At 71.2% G+C, this 25,529-nt stretch carries 23 protein-coding genes and 2 tRNA genes; 14 read left to right on the top strand and 11 right to left on the bottom strand.

The genetic code is table 11. The features are described 5' to 3' along the window. Positions 1–85: 85 nt before the first annotated feature. Positions 86–1,492: an ABC1 kinase family protein gene (locus AC4IHM_RS10510; protein ID WP_490866804.1), complete on the bottom strand. Its 1,407-nt coding sequence runs from the start codon at positions 1,490–1,492 to the stop codon at positions 86–88. Further along, positions 1,485–2,696 (bottom strand): TOMM precursor leader peptide-binding protein, encoded by a 1,212-nt coding sequence (locus tag AC4IHM_RS10505; protein WP_490866803.1) that lies wholly within the window; start codon positions 2,694–2,696, stop codon positions 1,485–1,487. The genes AC4IHM_RS10510 and AC4IHM_RS10505 overlap by 8 nt, the downstream gene beginning before the upstream one ends. Before the next feature lie 264 nt (positions 2,697–2,960). Here AC4IHM_RS10505 and AC4IHM_RS10500 point away from each other — a divergent pair, with 264 nt between their 5' ends. From AC4IHM_RS10500 to AC4IHM_RS10485, 4 genes are all read left to right on the top strand, one after another. After that, a complete protein-coding gene (locus AC4IHM_RS10500) occupies positions 2,961–3,557 on the top strand; it encodes a M48 metallopeptidase family protein (RefSeq protein WP_490866802.1) in 597 nt (198 codons plus the stop codon). Positions 3,558–3,693: 136 nt separating this feature from the next. Then, entirely contained in the window at positions 3,694–5,415 is a 1,722-nt protein-coding gene (locus AC4IHM_RS10495; protein ID WP_490866801.1) for a TerD family protein, read from the top strand. Positions 5,416–5,428: 13 nt separating this feature from the next. After that, positions 5,429–6,109 carry an AIM24 family protein gene (locus tag AC4IHM_RS10490; protein WP_490866800.1) on the top strand — a complete coding sequence of 227 codons (681 nt, stop codon included), beginning with the start codon at positions 5,429–5,431 and terminating at the stop codon, positions 6,107–6,109. Between the two features lie 17 nt (positions 6,110–6,126). Beyond that, the gene (locus AC4IHM_RS10485) at positions 6,127–6,882 is read left to right on the top strand and encodes an AIM24 family protein (RefSeq protein ID WP_490866799.1); all 756 of its coding nucleotides are present in this window, start codon (positions 6,127–6,129) and stop codon (positions 6,880–6,882) included. A gap of 55 nt (positions 6,883–6,937) precedes the next feature. On the opposite strand, the gene AC4IHM_RS10480 is transcribed toward AC4IHM_RS10485, so the two are convergent. Next, positions 6,938–7,462 (bottom strand): NUDIX hydrolase, encoded by a 525-nt coding sequence (locus tag AC4IHM_RS10480; RefSeq protein WP_490866798.1) that lies wholly within the window; start codon positions 7,460–7,462, stop codon positions 6,938–6,940. Then, entirely contained in the window at positions 7,459–8,904 is a 1,446-nt protein-coding gene (locus AC4IHM_RS10475) for a zinc-dependent metalloprotease (RefSeq protein ID WP_490866797.1), read from the bottom strand. Before AC4IHM_RS10475 ends, AC4IHM_RS10480 begins: the two co-directional genes overlap by 4 nt. Positions 8,905–9,096: 192 nt before the next feature. Here AC4IHM_RS10475 and AC4IHM_RS10470 point away from each other — a divergent pair, with 192 nt between their 5' ends. The 4 genes from AC4IHM_RS10470 (at position 9,097) to AC4IHM_RS10455 (ending at position 12,252) form a co-directional block, all read left to right on the top strand. Next, on the top strand, positions 9,097–10,218 hold the full coding sequence (locus tag AC4IHM_RS10470) for an SDR family oxidoreductase (RefSeq protein ID WP_490866796.1): 1,122 nt from the start codon (positions 9,097–9,099) through the stop codon (positions 10,216–10,218). 133 nt (positions 10,219–10,351) lie between these two features. Next, a complete protein-coding gene (locus AC4IHM_RS10465; protein WP_490866795.1) occupies positions 10,352–10,813 on the top strand; it encodes a molybdenum cofactor biosynthesis protein MoaE in 462 nt (153 codons plus the stop codon). 125 nt (positions 10,814–10,938) lie between these two features. Then, positions 10,939–11,103, top strand: coding sequence for a hypothetical protein (locus tag AC4IHM_RS10460; RefSeq protein WP_490866794.1), 165 nt, complete (start codon positions 10,939–10,941; stop codon positions 11,101–11,103). A gap of 54 nt (positions 11,104–11,157) precedes the next feature. After that, positions 11,158–12,252, top strand: coding sequence for a YlbL family protein (locus AC4IHM_RS10455; protein ID WP_490866793.1), 1,095 nt, complete (start codon positions 11,158–11,160; stop codon positions 12,250–12,252). A 31-nt stretch (positions 12,253–12,283) separates the two neighbouring features. Here the strand turns inward: AC4IHM_RS10455 and AC4IHM_RS10450 are convergent, their stop codons facing one another. Beyond that, complete coding sequence (locus AC4IHM_RS10450) at positions 12,284–12,826, bottom strand: PPA1309 family protein (protein WP_490866792.1); 543 nt, start codon at positions 12,824–12,826, stop codon at positions 12,284–12,286. 164 nt (positions 12,827–12,990) lie between these two features. Here AC4IHM_RS10450 and AC4IHM_RS10445 point away from each other — a divergent pair, with 164 nt between their 5' ends. The 4 genes from AC4IHM_RS10445 (at position 12,991) to AC4IHM_RS10430 (ending at position 18,369) form a co-directional block, all read left to right on the top strand. Further along, a complete protein-coding gene (locus tag AC4IHM_RS10445) occupies positions 12,991–15,960 on the top strand; it encodes a UPF0182 family membrane protein (RefSeq protein ID WP_490870800.1) in 2,970 nt (989 codons plus the stop codon). A 75-nt stretch (positions 15,961–16,035) separates the two neighbouring features. Next, a tRNA-Met gene (locus AC4IHM_RS10440) sits at positions 16,036–16,109 on the top strand. Positions 16,110–16,349: 240 nt separating this feature from the next. Then, positions 16,350–18,164, top strand: coding sequence for a tetratricopeptide repeat protein (locus AC4IHM_RS10435; protein ID WP_490866791.1), 1,815 nt, complete (start codon positions 16,350–16,352; stop codon positions 18,162–18,164). A 131-nt stretch (positions 18,165–18,295) separates the two neighbouring features. Further along, positions 18,296–18,369, top strand: a tRNA-Met gene (locus AC4IHM_RS10430). A 66-nt stretch (positions 18,370–18,435) separates the two neighbouring features. Here AC4IHM_RS10430 and AC4IHM_RS10425 read toward each other — a convergent pair. Then, positions 18,436–18,852 carry a Fur family transcriptional regulator gene (locus AC4IHM_RS10425; RefSeq protein ID WP_490866790.1) on the bottom strand — a complete coding sequence of 139 codons (417 nt, stop codon included), beginning with the start codon at positions 18,850–18,852 and terminating at the stop codon, positions 18,436–18,438. Between the two features lie 143 nt (positions 18,853–18,995). On the opposite strand from AC4IHM_RS10425, the gene AC4IHM_RS10420 reads away from it, so the two are divergent. Then, complete coding sequence (locus tag AC4IHM_RS10420) at positions 18,996–20,447, top strand: catalase (RefSeq protein WP_490866789.1); 1,452 nt, start codon at positions 18,996–18,998, stop codon at positions 20,445–20,447. 100 nt (positions 20,448–20,547) lie between these two features. Here AC4IHM_RS10420 and AC4IHM_RS10415 read toward each other — a convergent pair whose 3' ends face one another. Next, positions 20,548–20,952, bottom strand: a complete 405-nt coding sequence (locus tag AC4IHM_RS10415) for a CBS domain-containing protein (protein ID WP_490866788.1) — start codon at positions 20,950–20,952, stop codon at positions 20,548–20,550. Positions 20,953–21,083: 131 nt separating this feature from the next. Next, complete coding sequence (gene hisN, locus AC4IHM_RS10410) at positions 21,084–21,884, bottom strand: histidinol-phosphatase (RefSeq protein WP_490866787.1); 801 nt, start codon at positions 21,882–21,884, stop codon at positions 21,084–21,086. Between the two features lie 186 nt (positions 21,885–22,070). On the opposite strand from hisN, the gene AC4IHM_RS10405 reads away from it, so the two are divergent. Beyond that, the gene (locus tag AC4IHM_RS10405; RefSeq protein ID WP_490866786.1) at positions 22,071–22,685 is read left to right on the top strand and encodes a TetR/AcrR family transcriptional regulator; all 615 of its coding nucleotides are present in this window, start codon (positions 22,071–22,073) and stop codon (positions 22,683–22,685) included. 12 nt (positions 22,686–22,697) lie between these two features. Here AC4IHM_RS10405 and AC4IHM_RS10400 read toward each other — a convergent pair whose 3' ends face one another. The 3 genes from AC4IHM_RS10400 to aroA all read right to left on the bottom strand — a co-directional run bounded on the left by AC4IHM_RS10400 (position 22,698) and on the right by aroA (position 25,498). Continuing rightward, on the bottom strand, positions 22,698–23,021 hold the full coding sequence (locus AC4IHM_RS10400) for a DMT family transporter (RefSeq protein ID WP_383189026.1): 324 nt from the start codon (positions 23,019–23,021) through the stop codon (positions 22,698–22,700). 134 nt (positions 23,022–23,155) lie between these two features. Then, positions 23,156–24,169, bottom strand: a complete 1,014-nt coding sequence (gene rsgA / locus AC4IHM_RS10395; RefSeq protein WP_490866785.1) for a ribosome small subunit-dependent GTPase A — start codon at positions 24,167–24,169, stop codon at positions 23,156–23,158. Between the two features lie 12 nt (positions 24,170–24,181). Next, positions 24,182–25,498, bottom strand: coding sequence for a 3-phosphoshikimate 1-carboxyvinyltransferase (gene aroA / locus AC4IHM_RS10390; RefSeq protein WP_490866784.1), 1,317 nt, complete (start codon positions 25,496–25,498; stop codon positions 24,182–24,184). Positions 25,499–25,529: the final 31 nt, after the last annotated feature.

The following is a 25,529-nucleotide window of genomic DNA, read 5'->3' as shown; positions in this document are numbered from 1 at the left end:
TCCCGGCCGGGAGGCGAAGCTCTGCCCGTGGGGGCCGGTCCGTCCGGACGGACCGGCCCCCACGGCGTGTCCGGCTCCGGACGGCTCAGGCCTTTGCCGCCGTCTCCTCCACCTCGTACACGTCCTCGCCCGCCTCGGCTTCCTCTTCGTCCGGCTCGTCTTCGGGGACGAACCCCACCAGCCACTCATCCAGTTCGTCGCGCAGCCGAACCGTCGCTCCCAACTGGCACAGCACACCGATGGTGCTCAGGGTCACGCGGTGAATCAGAAGGTAGGACGGCGGCAGGTTGAGCTGCTTGGCCAGCTGGTAGGCGGGGGAGCGGGGGTCGCCGATCCGGGCGGCCTGGCTCCGCATCCAGCCGCGGGTGAAGGCGAACGCGTCGACCCGGGCCGGCTCGATGATCGGCAGAAGGTATTCGAGGACGGCTTCGGGGTCCAGCTCCATCGACTCCTTGATGAACCCCTCCGCACAGAGCATTTCGTAGACGGCCTCCGCCTCGCCGTCCAGTGTCATGCGCAGGGCCTCCCCGATGGGCTCGGGCAGTCCGCCCGGGAGGCGGTCGACCGTGCCGAAGTCCAGGACGCCGAGTCGCCAGTCGTCCTCGCCGCCGGGCCCGCCGGGCAGCAGGCGGAAGTTGCCGGGGTGCGGGTCGGCGTGCAGGAGCCCGGTGCGCGCCGGTCCGGAGAAGAGGAAATGGGCCAGGAGCTGGCCGGCCCGGTCGCGCTGCTCCGGTGTGCCGTCCGTGATGATCTCCGACATCGGGATGCCGTCGATCCACTCCGTGATCAACACCTGCTCGCACTGGTGGACGACGTTCGGCACCACGATGTCGGGGTCGTCCGCGAACTCCTCGGCGTGGGCGCGCTGGGCCTGCGCCTCCAGGTCGTAGTCCAGTTCCTCCGAGACCCGGTCCTTCAGCTCTGTGATCAGCGGCTTGATGTCCATGCCGGGGACCAGCGGGCCGAGCAGGCGGGCGAAACGGCTGAGCTGGTTCAGATCGGACAGCAGGGCCTCACCGGCGCCCGGGTACTGCACCTTGACCGCCACCTCGCGGCCGTCGTGCCACACCGCCCGGTGCACCTGGCCGATCGAGGCGGCCGCCGCGGGCTTGTCCGTGAACTCCAGGAACAGATCCCGCCAGTCCTCCCCGAGGCGCTCCGCGAGCACGGAGTGCACCGTGCGCGTCGGCATCGGGGGTGCCGCCTCCTGCAGTTTGGTCAGCGCGGCCCGATAGGGACCGGCGACCTCCTCGGGCAGTGCCGACTCGAAGACGGACAGGGCCTGCCCGAACTTCATCGCCCCACCCTTGAGCTCGCCCAGCACCTTGAACAGCTGCTCCGCGGTGCGCTGCTGGAGCTGCTGGCCGACGATTTCCGCGGACTCGCCCACGATCCGCTTGCCGAGCCCCCAGGTCGCCCGCCCGGCGAAACCGAGCGGGAGCGCGGCGAGCTTGGCGGTCCGGGTGACCGCCTTGCGCGGAAGATCAGACATGCGCCCTCCAAGTCCCAGCCGGCCGTGCCGGTTCCGCCTCACGGCGCGGTTCGGCTGACGACCCTTGCCCAGCCATTGTCGCGCGCCGTTCCCCGTCCCCGGGGACGTGTTCCCGGTTACCTTTGCCGGCGGCCCCGCACGGGCAGGCCGGGTGTGCCCGGACCGGCCGCGCGTGCCACCGCAGACCCGGCAGCGAGACCTCCCAGCGGGTGCCGGCGCTTGAGGGTGTCCCGCCGTCCAGGAAGGTGAGCGCGTGGGCCGCCGCGAGCCCGGCGACGGCCGTGGCGAGGGTGAGGTCGCACGGGCGTACCTGGCGCTGCCGGCCGGAGCGCCACTGCGCCACCAGGCGGGGCCAGGCCGGGTCCCGGTCGGTGCGGTCCGCGTACAGACAGCCCGCGCATCCCGTCTCGCCGGGCAGCACGAGGGGGCCTACGACACCGGTCCCCTCCACGACACCGGCGTACAGGTGGGGGGTGCCGGAGGCCATGAGGGAGTCCGCGGAGGCGGGGTCGGGCGTATGCACCGCGACATCGTCGCGCGGGGCGACGACCACCAGGGAGAAGCCCGGCGAGTCCTCCTCGGGCGTCGTCGGGCCGCGGCGCGGCGGCCGGTCGGGACCGCACCGGCGGACGACACGGCGGGCCGCTTCGTCCCGACGGTCACCGACGGACTCGGCGGGCAGCCCGCCGGGGGCGACGTCCCACGGCTCGACGCGCCCGCCGTCGCGCACGTCGATCCCGCCGACGCCCGCGCCCGACAGCAGGCCGGCCAGCACCGCGCCCACCCGCCCGGCGCCCCGCACCCGCACCCGCAGGGCGCGCCGGGCGGCCAGCTGTCTGATCGCGTCTCCCGGCCCGGAGGTGGTCAGGGACAGCGAGGCCAGGTCGGGGCGGAGCCGGTCGAGGACCTCCTTCCGCTCCCGCAGCGCCTCCGCGGCCGGCCCGCCACCCCGGGAGTCGTCGAGGAGACCGGCCCGCGCCAGTCGCTCCACCACCCGGTCGACATGCCCGTCCGGCAGGTCCATGCGGTGCCCCTCCTCGCGCAGCAGCGCCGGCCCTCGCGTGCCGTTGAGCAGCTCCAGAAAACTGCCCGTCGCCGTGTCCACCGGTGCGAGCGTCAGCGCGTGGGCCGGTGTCATGCCGAACTGCACGGTGTTCAGATCGCGCCAGCCGCGTCGGAGCGCGGGCTTCACCATCGGATGCATGCCAGGTCCCCCGTAGGTCCTCGAAGTCGTCGAACGTCCCCGTGCGCCGGCGGTGGTCTGCCGCGTACCGGGTCCTGCGGTCGGTCGCGAATCCGCCGGCGAGTGCCAGCATGCCCGGATGCGCGACGGGGCGTCGAAAGTTGTCCACAGGCAGGGGGTATTCGTCATACGAATCAGTCGTCCATATCAAAGGAGAGGCCGCGGATCGGCACGGAACCATTCCGGAGCCGGGACTTCCCCGTGTGCAGCGGGTAACGTCGTGGCGTGTCCGCCGACCCACTGCACCGCGCCGGGGCGCCCCAGCGCACTCCGACGAATCCGCCGCCGAACGGCTCGGGGACGGGCGCGATCGAGGTCCGCAGGAGCACCCGGCGCCGCCGGACGGTCTCCGCGTACCGCGAGGGTGATCGCACCGTCGTGCTGATCCCCGCCCGGATGTCCGAGGCGGAGGAGCAACGCTGGGTGAGCGTCATGCTGGACAAGCTGGCGGCCCAGGAGAGCAGGCGCGTCCTCGGCGACGCCGAGCTGGCCGAGCGCGCGGAGCGTCTGTCGGGCCAGTACTTCGACGGGCGGGCCAGGGCCGGCTCGGTCCGCTGGGTCACCAACCAGAACACCCGCTGGGGCTCGTGCACGCCGTCCGACGCAAGCATCCGGCTGTCGCACCGCCTCCAGGGCATGCCCGAGTACGTCGTCGACTACGTCCTCCTCCACGAACTGGCGCATCTGCTCGTCCCCGGACACGGCCCCCGGTTCTGGCGGCTGCTGGAGGCGTATCCGCGCACCGAGCGGGCCCGGGGCTATCTGGAGGGCGTGGTCGCCGCCGGCCGGCTGCCGCACGTCCCCGGCGTCCGCGACGAGTAGCGCGCCCCTCTCCGGGTTGTCCGACACGGCCGCACACGGGTTCTGTACCGGGTGTGTACCGACTTCCACCGGTGTCGGGGATTGCCGTTAGCCTGACGCGACGCACTCACATTCGGATGGGGGACGGTCGTAACGCATGGCCAGGGAATTCCAACGCGGCCACAAGGCCAGGATCAGTGATCTCACCGCGGGCACCGATCTGTACGTAGGCGTGCAGATTTCCGGCCCCGGGCTGAGCTTCGACATCAGCTGCTTCGGTCTCGATGCCGAGGAGCGGCTGTCGGACGACCGGTACTTCGTGTTCTTCAACCAGCCGAAGACCCCCGAGGAGTCCATCCAGCTGCTGGGTGCGCAGGCGGGTGACACGGAGTCCTTCCGGGTCACCCTCGACAGGATCCCGCCGCAGATCCAGAAGCTGTCCTTCACGGCGACGATCGACGGCGCCGGACAGATGTCGCAGGCCGGACCGGGTTACATCCGGATCGTCGCGGGCGGCGAGGAGGTGGCCCGGTACCCGTTCAACGGCTCCGAGTTCTCCACCGAGCGCGCCGTGATGCTGGGCGACTTCTATCTGAAGGACGTGTGGCGCTTCGCCGCCGTCGGACAGGGATTCGACGGCGGGCTGGACGCGCTGCTGCGGAACTTCGGCGGCGAGGTGGCCGAGGACGAGGCGCCCGAGCCCCAGCAGGCTCAGCAGCCGCAGGCCGGCGCCGCCCCGGGCTTCGCCCCGCCCGCCCAGGCCTCGGCGCCCCCGGCGTTCGCCGCTCCCGCGCCGCAGGCTCCTGCTCCTGCGCCGCAGGCCCCCGCCCCCGCGCCGCAGGGCTTCGTTCCCCCGCCCGGCGCCACGCCACCGGTCGCTCCCGCCCCGGCTCCCGTCCCGGACGTGCACGCCGCGCAGACCATCGTCGCGCCCCTGCACACGCCGCCCGGCGGCGCCCCGGTGCCGCCCCCGGCTCCCGCCCCCGCGCCGTACGGCCAGGTCCCCGGCCAGACCGCGCCGCCGCCTCCCGGCTACGGCCATCCCCAGCCGCCCCAGGCACCGGCCCCGCCTCCCGGATACGGTCAGCCGGCCGCCCCTCCGGGCTACGGGCAGCCCGCCCCGCCCCCCGGTTACGGACAGCCCACGCCGCCCCCGGGCTACGGCCCGCAGGCCTCCCACGGCGCACCGCAGGGCATGCCCCAGGGCGCGCCGCAGGGCGCCGGTGTGAGCGCCGCGCTCCAGCAGTTCCGGGAGACGGAGACCGGGCAGCGCTGGACCCTGCAGAACAGCAAGCTGGTCCGCGTCGACCTCGGCGCGGAGGGCCGGCCCGTACTGGCCCGGCAGGGCAGCATGGTGCTCTACCAGGGCAAGGTCGACTTCAGCTACAAGGGCGCCGGGTTCGCCGGCCGGGTCGTGGGCAATGTGACCGGCCAGGAGATGCAGCTGATGCGCTGCACCGGCAAGGGGCAGGTGTTCCTCGCGGAGGACTCCTCGATGCTGCACCCCATCGAGTTGCAGGGTGACGCCGTGTGCGTCTCCGCCGAGAACGTCCTCGCCTTCGACGAGACCCTCCAGTACGAGGTCCGCCGCATCGAGGGCCACGGCATCCCCGGTGGCGCGCTGTTCACGATGCAGTTCCAGGGCAATGGCACGATCGTCGTGAAGACACACGGCACGCCCGTGGTGCTGCCGGTCACGCCCACCACGTTCGCCGACTGCAACGCCGTGGTCGCCTGGTCGGCCGCCGCGCAGGTGGTCGTCTCCAGCCAGGTGCGGACGCGGCGCAACTCCTACGCGGGCGACACGGGCGAGAGCGTCAACCTCCAGTTCCGGGCGGCCCCCGGCAGCTTCGTCGTCGTCCAGCCGTACGAGATCTGAGGGAGAGCCCGACATGAACCAGCCGCTCGCGGGCTACGCTCCCGCACCCGTCACCGCCCGCATGGAGAACCACGGCGACCACATGCTGAAGGTCGCCATGCAGACCGGGAACGACCTCTTCGCGCGCGTGGGCTCGATGGTCGCCTACGAGGGCTTCGTCCAGTACGAGCCCAACCCGTCGGCCGTCCGCCAGATCGCCAAGGACTGGATGACCGGCGAGGGCGCGCCCCTGATGAAGTGCACCGGCGACGGCCTGCTCTACCTCGCCGACTACGGCGCGAACGTCGTCGTCATCAATCTGGGTGGCGACGGGATCTCCGTCAACGCCACCAATCTGCTCGCCTTCGACGCCCACCTGACCTGGGGAGTGGAGCGGGTCAAGGGCCTGGCGAAGTTCGCCGGGCAGGGCCTGTGGAACACCAGGATCTCCGGACAGGGCTGGGTCGCGCTCACCTCCCGCGGCAAGCCGATCGTCGTGGACTGCGGCGACGGCGAGGACGAGACGTACGTCGACCCGGACGCCCTCGTCGCCTGGTCCCCGAACCTCAAGGTGAAGGGCAAGCGCAGCTTCAAGGCGCAGTCGCTGATCGGCCGCGGCAGCGGCGAGGCCTTCCAGATGGCCTTCTCCGGTCAGGGCATCGTCGTCGTCCAGCCCAGCGAGGACAGCACCGACCGTCTCCGGGTCCGGGGCTGAGGGGGAGCCAGAACATCATGCAGAGCCCGCTTTTCGCGTACAACGACCAGCAGACCCAGGAAGCCTGGAGCCTGCAGAACAAGCACATGCTCCGCGTCGTCCTGGAGGGCCACGACGACCTGCTCGCCCGCAAGGGCACGATGGTCGCATACCAGGGGCTCGTCGAGTTCGACGCCGAGTACCAGAGCAGCAGCCAGGCACACGCGCGCATGTACACGGGCGAGGGCCTGGACCTGATGCGCTGCCACGGGCAGGGCACGGTCTTCCTCGCCAACCTCGCCCAGTACATCCACGTGATGGAGGTCGAGCAGGACGGTCTCACCGTCGACAGCGGCTATGTGCTGGCGATGGACTCGTCCCTGCACCACGAGGTCATCGCGGTGGACAGCCAGTACGGCATCTCGGGCTCGGGCAAGTACCAGCTCAACATCACCGGTCGCGGCAGGGTCGCCCTCATGACCTCGGGCGCGCCGCTGCTGATGCGGGTGACGCCCGACAAGTACGTCAACTGCGACGCCGACGCGATCGTCGCCTGGTCCACCGCTCTGCGCGTGCAGATGCAGGCCCAGACGCACTCCTCCGGGGTGTGGCGGCGCCGTGGCAACACCGGCGAGGGCTGGGAGCTGAGCTTCATGGGCAGCGGGTTCGCGCTCGTCCAGCCCAGCGAACTGCTTCCGCCGCAGAACGCCCGGATCGGATCCGGCCTGGCCGCGCAGTACGGGATGGGCCAACAGGGAGCCCGCGGCCAGAACCAGGGCAACGTCTGGAGCTGAACCCGCGGCGCCGTGACGCGCGGTTGTAAGGGGCGATCGTCCAGGCGGTCGCCCCTTACCGGCCTCGGAGCCGGGCGAGGGTCGCCTCCAGCAGGCGCACGACCGAGTCGTCGGCGACGTCCGCGACCTCGGCGTAGGGGAACCAGCGCAGGTCGAGGGACTCGTCACTGATCGCCTCCTCCGCCCCGGCCGGAGCCACCGCCGCGTACTGGACGTCCAGGTGCCAGGCGCAGGGCGTGTGATGCCGGTCGAGGCGCACCGGACCGCCCGGGGCCAGGGACAGGCCCTCGACGCCCGACTCCTCGGTCGCCTCCCGCAGGGCCGCCCCGGCGAGCGTCCGGTCGGCCGGCTCGCAGTGGCCGCCCGTCTGAAGCCACATGCGCAGCTTCCTGTGGAGGGTCAGCAGGACCCGCTCGCGCGAGGGGTCGATCACCAGGGCGCTCGCCGTGACGTGCCCGTCCCCGCAGGACTTCCACATGCCGTCCGGGTGCGCCGCCAGATGGTCCAGGTAGACCTGACGCAGCGCGTCCTGGTCCGGATGGCCCTTCAGGACCAGGACCGCGTCGTCATGGAGGCTCACTCGGTGTCGTCACCCTCGCCGTCGGCCTCGTCCCGGCCCTGGTCGTCCCTCTTCTTCAGGTCGGGCTTGCCGGCCGCCTCGCCGAGCATCCTGTCCAGCTCGGAGAAGTCGGGCTGCTCACGGTGCACGAAGCCGTCGGGGTCGTCCAGGTCGGTCGCGGTCGGCAGCATGTCCGGGTGGGCCCACAGGCCGTCCCGCCCGTCGACGCCGCGCGCGTCCGTCAGGGACGCCCACAGACGGGAGGCGTCGCGCAGCCGGCGCGGACGCAGCTCCAGGCCGATCAGCGTGGCGAACGTCTGCTCGGCCGGGCCGCCCGAGGCGCGACGGCGGCGCAGGGTCTCGCGCAGCGCGTCGGCGGAGGACAGCCGAGGCTTGGCGGCACTGTGCACCACCGCGTCCACCCAGCCCTCGACGAGCGCCAGAGCCGTCTCCAGACGGGCCAGCGCGGCCTTCTGCTCGGGCGTGTCCTCCGGCTGGAACATGCCCTGCTGGAGAGCCTCCTGCAACTGCTCGGGATTCTGCGGGTCGAACTGGCCGACCACGTCCTCCAGCTTGGCCGTGTCGACCTTGATGCCGCGGGCATAGCCCTCGACGGCGCCGAACAGGTGCGAGCGCAGCCACGGCACGTGCGCGAAGAGGCGCTGGTGGGCGGCCTCGCGCAGGGCGAGATACAGCCGCACCTCCTCCTGCGGCACGCCGAGGTCCTTGCCGAACGCCTCGATGTTCGCCGGCAGCAGCGCGGCCCGGCCGGCCGGGCCGAGCGGCAGGCCCACGTCGGTCGAGCCGACGACCTCGCCGGCGAGCACACCGACGGCCTGCCCGATCTGCGTACCGAACATGGCGCCACCCATGGACCGCATCATGCCGATCAGCGGGCCGGCCATGGCCTGCATCTCCTCGGGCAGCACCTCGCCCATGGCGTTGCCGACGCGCTCGGCGACCGGGTCGACCAGCTCGCGCCAGGCGGGCAGGGTCGACTCGACCCACTCCGCGCGGCTCCAGGCCACCGCGTTGCCCGCGCCCGACGGCAGGGCGGTCGCGTCGTCCAGCCACAGGTCGGCCAGGCGGACGGCCTCCTGGACGGCATTGCGGTCGGCGGGACCGACGCTGGCGTCCTTCCGGCCGTCCGGCGTGCCCTGGGCGACCGTCTGGCGGGCGATCTGCTTGGCCATGTCCCAGTTCACCGGGCCGCCCTCGTAGGAGAGCATCTGGCCCAGCTGCTGGAACGCGGCGCCCAGGTCGTTGGGGTTCATGGACCCGAACATGGCGGCGAACGGATTGTCCGCACCGGGGCCGCCAAGGCCACCGGCTCCGGACGACCCGAAACCGAACGGGTTGGCCGGTCCCTGACCACCGCCGCCCTGCTGGTCCTTCTTCTTGCCCTCGTCGCCGTCGTCCGGCTCCTCCGGCGGAAGGCCGAATCCGAATGGGGTGTCACTCACGGGGTTCCTCGGCTGGTAGGGCCGCCGGTTCTTTCCGGCGGCACGGCTGCCCGACTTCACCACCCAGCGTAGACACCCGGGGCGGTTCGGGCCTCGGTGCTTCGCCGACTGACGGCCTGCGGCAGGATGGATGCCACCTGGTACGTACGCGTCGCTCGCGCCCGTACTGAAGACAACCGCTGGAGACGCCCGGTGAGTTCCCCAGATCCGCAGGTTCGCGCAGCGCGAAACCAGTCAACCAGTTCCGCCCGCCCCGGCGCGCGCGGACCCGTCGTCGCGGTCACCGGTGCCGCGTCCGGCGTCGGAGCGCTGCTCACCGAGCGGCTCGCCGCGTCCGACGAGGTCAGACAGGTCGTCGCCATAGACGAACGGCGCGGTGACTGCGCGGCGGCACAGTGGCAGATCCTGGACGTACGGGACCCGGCCATCGCCGAGCGGCTGCGCGGTACGGACGTCGTGGTGCACCTGGCGGTCGACCTGGAGCTGGAGACCGACGCCGCCGCCCGGACGGCCTACAACGTCCGGGGGACCCAGACCGTCCTGACCGCCGCCGCGGCGGCCGGCGTGCACCGGGTCGTGCTGTGCACCTCCGCGATGGTCTACGGCGCCCTCCCGGACAACGAGCTGCCGCTGTCCGAGGACGCCGAGCTGCGCGCCACCGCCGAGGCCACCGGCGTCGGCGACCTGCTGGAGATCGAGCGGCTCGCCCGGCGCGCGCCCCGGGCGCATCCCGGACTCAATGTGACCGTCGTCCGGCCCGCGGTACTCGTCGGGGGCGTCGACACCGCACTGACCAGGTACTTCGAGTCGCCCCGGCTGCTCGTCGTGGCCGGATCGCGGCCCGCCTGGCAGTTCTGCCACGTCGACGACCTGTGCAGTGCCCTGGAGTACGCCGTCCTGGAGAAGGCCGACGGGGAACTGGCCGTCGGCTGCGACGGATGGCTGGAGCAGGAGGAGGTCGAGGAGCTGAGCGGGATCCGGCGGATGGAACTGCCGTCCGCGGTCGCGCTCGGCGCGGCGGCCCGGCTGCACCGGATCGGACTGACACCGTCCCCGGCCGGGGACCTGGCGTACACCATGTACCCCTGGGTGGTGAGCGGCAGCCGGCTGCACGACGCGGGATGGCGGCCGAAGTACACCAACGAGGAGGTGCTCGCGGAGCTGCTGGAGGAGGTCGCCGGGCGGCACACGGTCGCCGGGCGGCGCCTCGGACGCAAGGACGCGACGGCGGCGGGGGCCGCGGGCGCGACGGTGGCGCTGCTGGGCGCGGCCGCGGTGGTGCGGCGGGCGCGGAAGGCCCGGCGCCGGATCTGAGTGCCACGGGCGGCCCCGGAGGGCCGTCGCCCTCGCCGCGGTCCGGGGCTGTAGGAGACTCCAACGCGGCACGCGCGCGTGCCGGACGATCACGCTATTCCGCGCCGTCCGTGCCGTGGGGCACGATGGACGCATGGCATCCACCAACGACCACCCCGGTGAGGCGGCCGCGCAGGATCCCGTCAAGCTGATCGCCGTCCGGGACACGCCCCTGTCCGTGGACGAGGTCTTCCGTGCCGTCGGGGACGACGCGGCCGGCGGGACCGCGCTGTTCGTGGGGACGGTGCGCAACCACGACGGGGGTGCCGAAGTCGACCGGTTGGGCTACTCGTGCCACCCGAGCGCCGAGGCCGAGATGCGGCGGATCGCCGAGAAGGTCGTCGCGGACCACCCCGTGCGGGCGCTCGCGGCCGTCCACCGTGTGGGGGACCTGGAGATCGGGGATCTCGCCGTGGTCGTCGCGGTGTCCTGCCCGCACCGGGGAGAGGCGTTCGAGGCCTGCCGCAAGCTGATCGACGACCTCAAGCACGAGGTGCCCATCTGGAAGCACCAGACCTTCTCCGACGGCACCGAGGAGTGGGTGGGCGCCTGTTGACGGCCGCCGGGCCGGCCCGCGTACCTCCGGTTGCGTAACCGGGCCCCCGGCGTGAGCGTTGTCACTACGGATGGTTAATCTGCTGATCAGTCCGTTGCGGACGCTCATGGGGTTGGGAGGTCGGCATGGGAGCGCTTGCCTGGTTGCTGATTCCGTTGGTGGCCGCTGTCGGTGCGAGTCTGTGGGGCAGTTGGGTCAATCGGACCCGCAAGGCGCGCGGCGACGGTCCCGAACTGGACGGGTACGCCCGGTTCCGCGAGGCCATGGAGAAGTCGCGCACCGGTGCCTGACCGGGTGCTCCGCCCTGACGGTGTTCTGACAGCCGAGTCCCGTACTGTCGTGCCATGCCACGCCGCACCGCGACGATGCTCGCCTCCACCCTGATGCTGATCGCGCTTCTGTGCGCGGGTGTGTTCATCCCCGTGCCGTACGCGGAGATGTCCCCGGGGCCGACGGTGAACACCCTGGGCGATCACGACGGCGAGCCGGTGCTGCAGATCACCGGTCGCAAGAGCTACGACGCGAGCGGTCATCTGAACATGACCACCGTCCGGGTCACCAGCGCCGAGTACAAGATGAACCTCGTGGAGGCCGTCTACGGCTGGCTGGCGCACGACACCAGCGTGGTGCCCCACGAGACCCTCTACCCGGACGGCAAGACCGAGGAAGAGGCCACTCAGGAGAACGCGGAGGAGTTCAACCAGTCCCAGGAGAGCGCGAAGGTCGCCGCCCTGAAGGCTCTCGACATCCCGGTGAAGTCATGGGTGGTCGTCTCCACGGTCGTCAAGGACTCCCCGGCCGAGGGCAGGCTGCACGCCGGTGACGTGATCAGGGCCGTGGACGGCACGGCCGTCAAGAAGCCCACCAACGTCGCCGAACTGGTGACCAAGCACAAGCCCGGACAGGACGTCGCCTTCACGATCGTGCCCGCCAAGGAGCAGGCCGCCGCGGAGAAGGAGGGCCGGACGCCCACCGGTACGGAGCAGGTCACCATCACCACCGAGGCCTCCGACGACACCGGCGAGAAGCGCGCCATCGTCGGGATCTCCGCCGGGACCGATCACACCTTCCCGTTCTCCATCGACATCAAGCTGGCCGATGTCGGCGGCCCGAGCGCCGGTCTGATGTTCGCCCTGGGCATCTACGACAAGCTCACCCCGGGTGACCTCACCGGCGGCAAGTTCGTCGCCGGCACCGGGACGATCGACGACAACGGCAAGGTCGGCCCGATCGGCGGCATCGGCATGAAGACCATCGGCGCGCGCGACAAGGGCGCCCAGTACTTCCTGACGCCCGCCGACAACTGCTCGGCCGCCGCCCGGGACATCCCCGACGGGCTCACCCTCGTGAAGGTGAACACCATCGACGACGCCCTGGGCGCGCTGGGGGACATCAGGTCGGGCAAGACCGCGGACCTGGAGACCTGTACGACCGGGTGACGCGGCGGGCCTGCGCACCCGGCCGGCGAGGCTACTCCTCGAAGGTCGCCGTCAACGCCTGGGCCAGACCCGGCACCAGGTCGGAACCCGTGAGGACCTCCGTGGCGGCGTCCTTCTCCCGCAGCCGCAGAGCCGAGTCACGGGCGCCGTCCCGCAGGACCGCGACCGTCATGCGGACCTCCTGGCGGTCCGGGTGCCGCGCCACCCACTGCGCCAGCTTCGCCTCGTTCAGGCCCTCCGGTACCTGGGCCTCGGCCGACGGGGGCAGCATCAGCCGTTCCACGGCGAGCGCGCAGCCGACCACCGCGTCGGGCCAGGCGATGGTGCCCAGGAACTCGTCGAGCGGCTGGTCCATGGGAATCTCGTCCTGCTCGATCGGGGTGAGGCCGGAACTCTCCGGCTCCTCCTGGAGACCGAGCCGGTCCGCGAGCGAGGGCTGATCGGCCCTCAGCCGTGCGGTGTCGACAAGTGCGAAGAGGCGTGCGGGCTGGTCCCAGCCCAGGCCGGAGACGTACTCGTCGATCTCGAGTACGGCCCGGGTGAGGGGGCTCGCTGCCATGGGGGTGTTGGACATGGTCACAATCCTGCCTCGTTAATCGCCCGAATCGGGAACCGAGTAAACGATGAGTAAGTTGCATAGGTGTGGGCCCACGATCCCGGGGGCGCACGGGAGGCCCGCGAACCCGAGGGCCTGACGGACCAACAGCGAACTTCGAGGTGCGCACCTTGGCTTTCCAGATGCCGGACCGCGGCGGAGGCCCCCCGACGGGGCCGCGGATCAGAGTGGGCCGCCCGTCCCGGCGTGTCCGAACCCTGCTGATGACACTTGGTGTCCTCGCCGTGCTTGCCATGGCGTTCACCATGTTCGCGGGATTCTGGACGGACTGGCTGTGGTATCGGTCGGTCCACTACTCGTCGGTGTTCACGACGACCCTGTGGACCAAGATCGGGCTCTTCTTCGTCTTCGGTCTGCTGATGGCGCTCGCCGTCGGGTTCAACATCTGGTTGGCCCACCGCCTGCGGCCGCCGCTCAGCGCCATGTCGATGGAGCAGCAGAACCTCGACCGGTACCGGATGGGCATCGCCCCGTACAAGAAGTGGCTGCTGCTCGGCATCACCGCCCTGGTCGGCCTGATCGCCGGCGCCTCCGCGTCCGGCCAGTGGCGGACCTGGCTGATGTGGGTCAACGGCGTGCCCTTCGGACAGAAGGACCCCCAGTTCAAGCTGGATGTCTCCTTCTACGCCTTCGACCTGCCCTGGTACCGGTTCCTGCTGGGCTTCGGGTTCGCCGCGGTGATCATCTCCGTGATCGCCGCCGCGCTCACCCACTACCTGTACGGCGGGCTGCGCGTCACCAGCCCCGGTGCGCGTGCCACGGCCGCCGCGACCGGCCATCTGTCGGTGCTCATCGGCGTCTTCGTCGCCCTCAAGGCCATCGCCTACTGGCTCGACCGCTACGGACTGGCGGTGAAGTCCAGCGACTTCAAGGCCACCGACAACTGGACGGGTCTCAGGTACGTCGACGCCAACGCCTACCTGCCGGCCAAGACGATCCTGTTCTGCATCGCCGTCATCTGCGCGCTGCTGTTCTTCGCCACCCTGTGGCGGCGCACCTGGCAGCTGCCCGTGATCGGCCTCGGCCTGATGGTGCTCTCCGCGATCCTCATCGGCGGCCTGTACCCGGCGCTCGTCCAGAAGTTCCAGGTCCAGCCGAACGAGCAGGCCAAGGAGGCGCCGTACGTCGAGAAGAACCTCGCCGCCACGCGCGACGCCTACGGCATCGAGGGCACCCAGGTCGCCGAGTACCCGGGCAGGAGCGAGACCAAGGACAAGACCAAGCTCCGGGACGACGCGGACGACGCCGCGTCCATCCGGATCATGGACCCGAACATCATCTCGCCGACGTTCCAGCAGCTCCAGCAGATGCGTAACTACTACGCGTTCCCGACCAATCTGGACGTCGACCGCTATGCCAAGGACGGCAAGGACCAGGACACGGTCATCGGTCTGCGCGAGCTGAACCTCGCAGGGATCCCGAAGAAGAACTGGATCAACAACCACTTCCGCTACACCCACGGCTACGGCGTGGTCGCGGCCAAGGGCACGCAGGTCGACGCCGAGGGCCGCCCGGTCTTCACCGAGTCCAACCTGCCGTCCGAGGGGGACCTCGGCACGTACGAGCAGCGGGTCTACTACGGCGAGAAGACCACCACCTACTCGATCGTCGGCGGTCCCCAGAAGGAGATCGACTACTCCGACGACAACGGTGAGAAGACGTTCAGCTACAAGGGCGACGGCGGGGTCGACCTGTCCAGCCCGATCAACCGTGCGGCCTACGCCGCGGCGTTCAGCGAACCGCAGATCCTCTACTCCGGCGCGATCGGCGAGGGTTCGCGGATCCTGTACAACCGCACGCCCAAGGAGCGCGTCGAGGCGGTCGCCCCGTGGCTGACCATCGACGGCGACGCCTATCCGGCGGTGGTGGACGGCCGTATCCAGTGGATCGTCGACGCCTACACGACGACGAACGGCTATCCGTACGCCTCCCGCACCACGCTCGGCGACACCACCGCCGACTCGCTGACCGCCAACAACAACTCGCGCGCGGTGGTGGCCCAGCAGAACCAGGTCAACTACATCCGCAACTCCGTGAAGGCGACCGTCGACGCGTACAGCGGTGACGTCAAGCTCTACCAGTGGGACACCAAGGATCCGGTCCTGAAGACCTGGATGAAGGCGTTCCCCAACACGGTGCAGGACAAGGGCGAGATCTCCAGCGACCTGATGGCGCATCTGCGCTACCCGCAGGACCTGTTCAAGGTCCAGCGCGAACTGCTCACGCGCTACCACGTGAAGGACGCCACCACGTTCCTCAGCGGCAGTGAGGTGTGGCAGGTGCCGGACGACCCGACCAACAAGTCGGGTGACGCGGTACCGCCGTACTACCTGAGCATGAAGATGCCCGACCAGGATCAGCAGTCGTTCTCGCTGACGACGACGTTCACGCCCAACGGACGCGACAACCTCAGTGCGTTCATGGCGGTCGACGCCGAGGCGGGGACGGAGGGCTACGGCAAGATCAGAATCCTGAAACTGCCGACGAGTACGACCGTCGACGGACCCAAACAGGTCCAGAGCCAGTTCAACTCCGAACAGGACATCGCCGAGTCCATCAGGCTGCTGAGAGGCGGCGACTCGGAGGTCGAGTACGGCAACCTGCTGACGGTGCCGCTCGACGGAGGACTGCTCTACGTCGAACCGGTCTACGTCCGCGGTGGCGACCTCAAGTACCCGCTGCTGCGCAAGATCCTGGTGAGCTACGGGGGCAACACCGCCTTCGAGAACACACTCGACGCCGCGCTCAACAAGGTCTTCGGAGCCCAGGCGGCCGATACGCAGCCACCCCCGGACACCGGCGACGACACGACGGAGCCACCACCGCCCACGTCGACCAACCCGACGGTCAAGGAGGCCCTGGGCGACGCGCAGAAGGCCTTCGACGCCGGCCAGAAGGCTCTGGAGCAGAAGGACCTGGCCGCGTACGCCAAGGCGCAGAAGGATCTGGAAGAGGCGCTGAAGCGGGCCGAGGACGCACAGGCCAAGGCCGACCAGGGCGCCGGTGGAAAGAACGGGGACGACGCGGACGAGTCCGGGGACGGCAGCGCCAGTGCCAGTCCGACCCCGGCCGAAAGCTCGGGCGGCGGCTGACCCCGCTGCCACGAGCCGGGCGTTCGAGCTGGTCAGAGCCCACCCCGCGCCGTGCTAGGGTTGTGAACACAACGGCGCGGGGTGGAGCAGCTCGGTAGCTCGCTGGGCTCATAACCCAGAGGTCGCAGGTTCAAATCCTGTCCCCGCTACTGAAGTCGTGAGCTACGTGCGAGCGACCCATGAAGGCCCGGATTCCGAAAGGGATCCGGGCCTTTGTGATGTGCGGATTCAGGTACTGGGGATGTCGACGGCCGCGCCGTCGGGGGGAGTTGGGTCGATCTGTGTTTGACTTGTCTCCCTGTGGGCATGTCGACAAAACGCTGAAGTGACCTCACTGGCTGCGGTATACCGGATGTACCCAGGTTGCAGGTGGTGCGACGATGGACGTTATGGGGGACATGGCAAATCTGTTCGGGACAGGGCGTTTTGCGCAGCCGTCCGGTCAGGAGGAAGCCGCCGACGAGGCCCAGGAGGCGGCCGACGAGGCCGCCGAGGAAGTGCGCCTGCGGCTCGCCGCCGACGGCGGTGACGTCGAGGCGACGAGCGTCCTCGGCGCGATGCTGCTGCGCCGCGGCGACTTCGACGGAGCCGAGTCCCACCTGCGTGCCGCCACCGCGGCCGGTGACCGGGCCGCCGCCAACAACCTGGGTGTTCTGCTGCACCAGCGCGGATACGCCGACGAGGCCGCGGGCTGGTGGCGGATCGCCGCCGTCGCCGGGTCCGCCGCGGCCGCCCACGCGCTGGGGCGGCACTTCCGCGAGCGCGGGGACGAGCCCGCCGCCGAGTACTGGCTGTGCCAGTCCGCCGAACAGGGCCATGTACTGGGCGCCTACGCCCTCGCCGACCTGCTGGAACACCGTGGCGACGGGGCCGGGGCCGAGCGCTGGATGAGGGGCGCGGCCGAGCGCGGGCACCGGGAGGCCGCGTACCGGCTGGCGCACGCGCTGGACCGGCGCGCGGGGCGGGGCCGTGACGGCGGCGGCGCGACGGCTCCCGCGGCCGGCGAGGCCGAGCAGTGGTACCGGCAGGCCGCCGCGCGCGGTCACCGACGGGCCGCGCTGCATCTCGGGACGATCCTGGAGAAGCGGGGCGAGCTGAAGGAGGCCGGCCGCTGGTACCTCACGTCCGCCAGGGACGGCGAGGCCCGCGCCGCCTGCGCGCTCGGCTTCCTGCTGCGGGACGCCGGGGACACCGAGAGCGCCGCCGTGTGGTGGCTGCGCGCCGCCCAGGACGGCGACGGCAACGCCGCCAACGCGCTGGGCGCGCTGCACGCCGAGCGCGGCGAGACCCAGACCGCCGAGCGCTGGTACCGGGCCGCGATGGACGCGGGCGACGACAACGGCGCGTACAACCTCGGGCTGCTCTGCGCCGAACAGGGCCGCACCACGCAGGCCGAGCAGTGGTACCGGCGGGCCGCGTACGCCGGGCACCGGGAGGCCTCCAACGCCCTGTCCATCCTGCTGCTGCGCGCCGGGGACGAGTCCGGTGCCGAGCCGTGGTTCTCCAAGGCCGCCGAGGCGGGCAGCATCGACGCCGCGTTCAACCTCGGCATCCTGCACGCCGGGCGGGGCGAGGACCGGGCGGCGCTGCGCTGGTACGAGCGGGCCGCCGCCGCCGGGCACGCGGAGGCGGCGTTGCAGGTCGGGATGGCCCGCCTGCGCGCCGGGGACGAGCGCGAGGCCGAGCGGTTCCTGCGGTGCGCGGCCGGGGGCGGCAGCGCGGAGGCCGCGTACCGCCTGGCGACGGTGCTCGACGCGCGCCGGCCGCCCGCGCCCGCGCACGAGTTGGGGGAGACGGCACAGGAGAAGTCCGAGTGCGAGGAGTGGTACGAGCGGGCGGCCTCCCAGGGGCACCGGCGCGCCCAGGTGCGGGTCGGGATGCTGGCCGCGGCGCGGGGCGACGTGGTGGAGGCGGCGCGGTGGTACCGGGAGGCGGCGGAGGCCGGGTCCCGCAACGGGGCGTTCAACCTGGGGCTGCTGCTGGCCCGGGAGGGGAGCGAGCCGGAGGCCGTCGTGTGGTGGCGCCGGGCCGCCGACGCGGGCCACGGGCGGGCGGCGCTGCGGCTGGCGCTGGTCTGCGCGCGGCGTGGGGAGTTGGCCGAGGGGCAGCGGTGGGCCGACCGGGCGGTGTCGCTGGGGCCGCGGGAGGTGGCGGAGCGGGCGGCGCGGCTGCGGGACGCGCTGCGCCAGGAGCTGTCGGCGTGAGGCCGCGCCCACCCGTGCCGCCGCCCCGGGGGCACCTCCCGGGGGACCGTCCGCAGCCAAGAGGCGAATACCCGCAGCTCATGGGGGATTTGCTTCTGGTCGTGGGGCTGGCGTAATGTTCCATTCATCGACGCGGGGTGGAGCAGCTCGGTAGCTCGCTGGGCTCATAACCCAGAGGTCGCAGGTTCAAATCCTGTCCCCGCTACTGAAGATCGAGGGCCGGAATCCAAAAGGATTCCGGCCCTCGATGCGTTTGTGTGAGTGAAGAGGCTTACGGCGCCGCGCAGTTCGGGCAGGTGCCGCGGTAGGTCACCTCGACGTTCGAGACGGTGAAGCCGAAGCGCTCCGAGTCCGGGAGGTCGGCCAGCGGGTCGCCCACCGGGTGGACGTCGCGGATCGCGCCGCACTGGGCGCAGACCAGGTGGTGGTGCGGCTGGTGCGCGTTCGGGTCGTAGCGCTTGGCGCGCCTGTCCGTCGCGACCTCCAGCACCTCACCGAGCGAGACCAGCTCGCCCAGCGTGTTGTAGACCGTCGCCCGGGAGATCTCGGGGAGCTTGTCCACGGCTCGGGCGTGCACCTCGTCGGCCGTCAGATGGACGTGTTCGCCGTCGAGGACCTCGGCCACCACGCGCCGCTGCGCGGTCATGCGCCATCCGCGTCCACGCAGCCGTTCCAGAAGGTCACTCATACAGGCCAGCCTAGCAGCAAGGGGGACCAGACCCCGAACGTGTGTGACTTTGGAACCTTACTTGACTTAGACACTGTCCATTGTAGGATCGAGACCGGCATTAGCCAAGAGACAGGTTTGCAGGATTGGCGCAGGAGGCGTACGTGACTCAGGGACCGCTCACTACGGAGGCCGGTGCTCCGGTAGCCGACAACCAGAACAGTGAGACAGCGGGCGTCGGCGGCCCCGTGCTCGTCCAGGACCAGCTCCTGCTCGAGAAGCTGGCCCACTTCAACCGCGAGCGCATCCCGGAGCGTGTCGTGCACGCCCGTGGCGCGGGCGCCTACGGCACCTTCACGGTCACCGCCGATGTCACCAAGTACACGAGGGCGAAGTTCCTCGGCGAGGTCGGCAAGCAGACGGAGACCTTCCTCCGCTTCTCGACCGTGGCCGGCAACCTGGGTGCGCCGGACGCCGTGCGCGACCCGCGTGGTTTCGCGCTGAAGTTCTACACCGAAGAGGGCAACTACGACCTCGTCGGCAACAACACCCCGGTGTTCTTCATCAAGGACGCCGTCAAGTTCCCCGACTTCATCCACACCCAGAAGCGCGACCCCTACACGGGCTCGACGGAGATGGACAACGTCTGGGACTTCTGGGGCCTGTCGCCCGAGTCGACGCACCAGGTGACCTGGCTGTTCGGCGACCGCGGCATTCCGGCGTCGTACCGCCACATGGACGGCTTCGGTTCGCACACCTACCAGTGGAACAACGAGGCCGGCGAGGTCTTCTGGGTCAAGTACCACTTCAAGACCGACCAGGGCATCAAGTGCCTCACGCAGGCCGAGGCCGACAGGCTCGCCGGTGCGGACCCCGACTCCCACCAGCGCGACCTGCGCCAGTCCATCGAGCGCGGTGACTTCCCGTCCTGGACCGTCGGCGTGCAGATCATGCCCGCCGCGGAGGCCGCGAACTACCGCTTCAACCCGTTCGACCTGACCAAGGTGTGGCCGCACGCGGACTACCCGGTCATCGAGATCGGCAAGCTGGAGCTGAACCGCAACCCGGAGAATGTGTTCGCCGAGGTCGAGCAGTCGATCTTCTCCCCGTCGCACTTCGTGCCCGGCATCGGCCCGTCCCCGGACAAGATGCTCCAGGGCCGCCTCTTCGCCTACGGCGACGCCCACCGCTACCGCGTCGGCGTCAACGCCGACCACCTGCCGGTGAACCGCCCGCACGCCACCGAGGCGCGCACCAACTCCCGTGACGGCTTCCTGTACGACGGTCGCCACAAGGGCGCGAAGAACTACGAGCCGAACAGCTTCGGCGGCCCGTTCCAGACGGACAGGCCCCTGTGGCAGCCGGTCGCGGTCTCCGGCGCCACCGGCGAGACCGAGGCCCCCTCGCACGCCGAGGACAACGACTTCGTCCAGGCGGGCAACCTGTACCGGCTGATGACGGACGAGGAGAAGGAGCGGCTGATCGGCAATCTGGCCGGCGCCCTCTCCAAGGTCTCGCGCGACGACATCGTCGAGCGCGCGGTGAACAACTTCCGTCAGGCCGACGACGACTTCGGCAAGCGGCTGGAGGCCGCGGTCCAGGCCCTTCGCGGCTGACATCCAGCACTGGACCGCTTGCCGTAGCGACGGGCCGGATCCCCGGGAACGGGGGTCCGGCCCGTTCGTCGTGCCGTCCCGGGGGCGCGGGGAGTTCCCGTCAGGCGGTCACCGCCCGCGCCTCGTGCCGCGACCGGGCCGGGGCCCAGCAGCGGATGATGTCGCGGACCGACACGATGCCGGCCGGTTCACCGCGGTCGAGGACGATGAGGTGGCGGAAGCCGCCGTGCGCCATCGTCCCGGCCGCCTCCTCCACCGTCCAGGACGGCGCGGCGAAGACGACGTCGTTGGTGGTGTGGGCGTGGGCGCGTTCGGTGTCCGGGTCCTGGCCCCGGCCCACGGAGACGAGTACGTCGCGTTCGGTGAGGATGCCGATGCCCGCGTCGGGGTCGTGCACCACGGCCGCGCCGACGCGGCGTGCGGACATCAGGGCGGCGGCCTGGCGGAGCGTGTGGGCGGGACCGATGGTGAGGACGACCGTGCTCATGACTTCGCGGACGAGCATGGGTGGAGCCACCTCCTGCCGGTGATCCATGAGTTGTTCATGGATTCACAAGTTCACAAGTGGGGGAACCCTCAGAGTGGCAGGCAAAGCACGAGTCAACAAGGGGGCGCGGAGGGGCAGTCGGCGGGCGCTCAGTAGCGTTGGTTGAGGTACCCGAGCAGTTCGTCGTGGAGGCGGCCGTTGGACGCCGCCGCGTTGCCGCTGTGCGGTCCGGGGCGGCCGTCGAGACCGGTGAAGGTGCCGCCGGCCTCCGTGACGATGATCGCGTTCGCGGCCATGTCCCAGAGGGACAGCTCCGGTTCGGCGCAGATGTCGACCGAGCCCTCGGCGACCATCATGTACGGCCAGAAGTCGCCGTACGCGCGCGTGCGCCACACCTCGCGGGTCAGGTCGAGGAAGCCGTCCAGCCGGCCCTGCTCCTCCCAGCCGCCGAGCGAGGAGTACGCGAACGAGGCGTCGGAGAGGGTGGAGACCTGGGAGACGTGCAGCCGGTGGGCGGAGGTCAGACTGCGGCCGGTGAACGCGCCGTGGTCCTGCACCGCCCACCAGCGGCGGCCGAGGGCGGGGGCGGAGACGAGGCCGACGACGGGCTGGTAGCCGCCTTCGGCCGCTTCCATGAGGGCGATGAGGGTGGCCCAGACGGGCACGCCGCGCACGTAGTTCTTGGTGCCGTCGATCGGGTCGACGATCCAGCGGCGCGGGCCGGTGCCCGACACGCCGAACTCCTCGCCGTGGACCGAGTCGCGGGGGCGGGCGCGGGCGAGGTGGCCGCGGATGAGTTCCTCGGCGGCCTTGTCCGCCTCGCTCACCGGGGTCATGTCCGGCTTCGTCTCGACCTTGAGGTCGAGGGCCTTGAAGCGCTCCATCGTCGCGGCGTCGGCGGCGTCCGCGAGGACGTGGGCGAGGCGGAGGTCGTCAAGGTAGTCGGGCATGCGGCCACGGTATCTGTCGGGGGCGGGGCGGGGCGAACAGGGGTTTGCCGGGGCGTGGCGTGGGACGGGGCCGGTGGGGCGGGTGTCGCGGCCCCGGCGGCGGCAGGGTTCTTCGTGCGAGGAGGGTTGACAGTGTGTGCGGGCCCGTCAAATCTGGGCACGAGGTCGCTCGGTCCGAGGGAGGCGATGGTGCCTGCAGCCCGGGAGTCCCTGCTCGATGCCGCCCATGCGGCGTTGGCGAGCCGGCCGTGGTCCGCCGTGCGGATGGTGGACGTGGCGGCGGCGGCCGGGGTGTCCCGGCAGACGCTGTACAACGAGTTCGGAAGCAAGGAGGGCCTCGCCCGTGCGCTGGTCCGGCGGGCGGTCGACGGCTATCTGGCCGGCGTGGACCGCGCGCTCTCCGGCCCCAGCGACCCGCGTGAACGGCTCACCGCCACCGCCGAGTGGATGATGTCGGCCGCTCACGAGAACGCGCTGGTACGGGCCATGCTCACCGGCTGCTGGAGCGAGCGGCTGCCGTCGCCCGCGCTGACGGCGGCGCCGTCCTCCTCCGTCGTACCGGCCCAGCGCCGGGCCGACGGTCCGCTGCCCTCGCCCGGCGACTTCGTGGCTCTGGTCCGCGACCGCGCGGTCGCCGTCCTGAACCGTGCCGGACCGCTCCCGGCGGCGGACGCCGTCGAATTGGCCCGCACCTGCGAACTGGCCGTGCGGCTCGCGCTGTCCTGCGTCGCGGCACCGCCCGCCGACGGCGGGGTGGCGGAACTCGTACGCACCGCGCTGCCACGCCGGTTGACGGCGTAGCGGCGGGAGGGGTCAGTGCGCCGAGCCCGACAACTGCAGCCCGATCACGCCGATGATGACCAGGCTGATCGAGACGATCTTCAGCGTCGAGACCAGGTCGCCCAGGAAGACCATGCCGTAGATGGCGGTGCCCGCCGCGCCGATGCCGGTCCACACCGCGTACGCGGGACCGACGTCGAGCTTCTTCAGGGACATGGTCAGCAGACCGAAACTGCCCAGCGCGAAGGCGCAGAAGGCGACGGTGGGCCAGAGCCGGGTGAAGCCGTGGGACAGCTTCAGACAGACGGCGAAGCCGGTTTCGAGCACTCCGGCCACTATGACCAGCAGCCACGCCATGTCTTGTCCTCCCGTAGTCCCACACTGTGACCGCTGCGTCGATCAGTGGCTTCGTCCGGCTTTGCTCAGGCTTGGTTCCGGCTTGGTGCGATTATGCACTTACCGCTGGCACGGCACGCCAAACCACGCGAAGATCAGTCGCCTTCCTTGCGTTCCCGCGTCGACAGCAGCCTGCGCAGCGAATACAGGCGTGCCGGGTCGGCGTGCCCCTCGGCCACCCACGCGTCCAGGGCGCAGTCGGGCTCGTCGTGGCTGCACCCGCGGGGGCAGCCCTCCGTGCCGGGCACCAGGTCGGGGAAGGCGTTGATCACCCGGGACGGGTCGACGTGCGCCAGCCCGAACGACCGTACGCCCGGGGTGTCGACGACCCAGCCGCCGGACTTCGAGGACAGCGGCAGCGCGAGGGCCGAGGTCGTCGTGTGCCGGCCGCGACCCGTCACCGCGTTGACGTGACCTGTCACTCGGCGGAGTTCTTCGGGCACCAGCGTGTTGACGAGCGTCGTCTTGCCGACGCCGGAGTGGCCGACGAAGGCCGTGATCTTGCCGTCCAGGTGTTCCCGCACGAGGTCGGCCGCGGCGCCGTTCTCCAGCCCCTCCCGGCTGGTGACGACGTACGGGATGTCCAACGCGCCGTACAGCTCAAGGAGTTCGTCGGGCGGTGCGAGGTCGGACTTGGTCATGACCAGCAGCGGGGTGAGGCCGCCGTCGAACGCCGCGACCAGGCAGCGGTCGATGAGGCGGGGGCGCGGCTCGGGGTCGGCGAGGGCGGTGACGACGGCGAGCTGGTCGGCGTTGGCGACGACCACGCGCTCGTAGGGGTCGTCGTCGTCCGCCGTGCGGCGCAGGACCGAGGTGCGCTCCTCGATGCGCACGATGCGCGCGAGCGTGTCCTTCCGGCCGGTCAGATCGCCGACCAGGGCCACCCGGTCGCCGACGATCGCCGCCTTGCGGCCCAGTTCGCGCGCCTTCATCGCCATGACGATCCGGTCGTCGACGAGGCAGGTCAGCCGGCCGCGGTCCACGGTGAGGACCATGCCCTCGGCGGCGTCCTCGTGCTTGGGCCGGATGTGGGTGCGCGGCCGGTTGCCCTTGCGGTTGGGGCGGGAGCGGATGTCGTCCTCGTCGGTGTGCTTGCCGTAGCGGCGCATGGCGAACCGTCCCTACGCCCCGAGCATCCCGGTCCACAGGTCGGGGAAGTCGGGCAGCGTCTTGGCGGTCGTCGCGACGTTCTCGATCTGTACGCCCTCCACCGCGAGGCCGAGGACGGCGCCGGCGGTGGCCATGCGGTGGTCCTCGTAGGTGTGGAAGATCCCGTCGTGCAGACGGCGCGGGCGGATGTGCAGGCCGTCGGCGGTCTCGGTGACGTCACCGCCGAGTTCGTTGATCTCCTTGGTGAGCGCGGCCAGGCGGTCCGTCTCGTGCAGGCGCAGGTGCGCCACCCCGTGCAGGGTCGAGGGGGAGTCCGCGAGGGCGGCGACGGCCGCGATGCCGGGGGTCAGCTCGCCGACCTCGCTCAGGTCGACGTCGATGCCGTGCACGGCACCCGAGCCGGTGAAGACGAGCCCGTGGTCCGTCAGTTCGCAGGAGCCGCCCATTCCGGTGAAGATCTCGCGCAGCCGGTCGCCCGGCTGGGTGGTGTGGGAGGGCCAGTCGGGGATCACGACCCTGCCGCCGGTGACGAGCGCCGCCGCCAGGAACGGCTGGGCGTTGGACAGGTCCGGCTCGATCGTCAGGTCCCGGCCGAGCAGCGCACCCGGCGTGACCCGCCAGACGTTCGGCTCGCCGCCGGACTCCGGGGTGTCGACCTGGGCGCCGACCGAGCGCAGCATGTCGACGGTCATGCGGATGTGCGGCATGGACGGCAGCGCGGAGCCGGTGTGGCGGACCTCGACGCCCTGGTTGAAGCGCGGTCCCGACAGCAGCAGGGCGCTGACGAACTGGGAGGACGACGACGCGTCGATCGCGACCGGGCCGCCCTCCAGGGCGCCGCCGCCGTGCACGGTCAGCGGCAGCGCGCCGCGCCCGTCGTCGTCGATGCGGGCGCCCAGGACGCGCAGCGCGTCGATCACGCCGTGCAGGGGGCGCTCGTAGGACCGCGGGTCGCCGTCGAAGCGGACGGCGCCGTCGGCGAGCGTGGCGACCGGCGGCAGGAAGCGCATGACCGTGCCCGCGTTGCCGACGTTGACCGTGGCCGGACCGCGCAGGCCCGCCGGGATGACGCGCCAGCACTCGCCGGTGCCCTCGGGGCCGACGCCCTCCTCGATCTCGACGCCCATCGCGCGCAGCGCGTCGGCCATCAGCACGGTGTCGCGCGAGCGCAGCGGGCGGCGCAGCCAGCCGGGCTCGGAGGCGAGGGCGGAGAGCACCAGGGCACGGTTGGTGACCGACTTGGAACCGGGCACATGGACGGTCGCGTCGACGGCCCCGCTCGCGTGCGGGGCGGGCCAGAGGGCGGTGTGCGCGGGGTTCACGGTCATGGGCCCCACTTTAATGGCTGAACACGACCGG

Source organism: Streptomyces sp. SL06 (assembly GCF_058244745.1).
The sequence above is the reverse complement of the archived record's forward strand: the minus strand, read 5'-3'. Positions and strand labels throughout refer to the sequence as shown.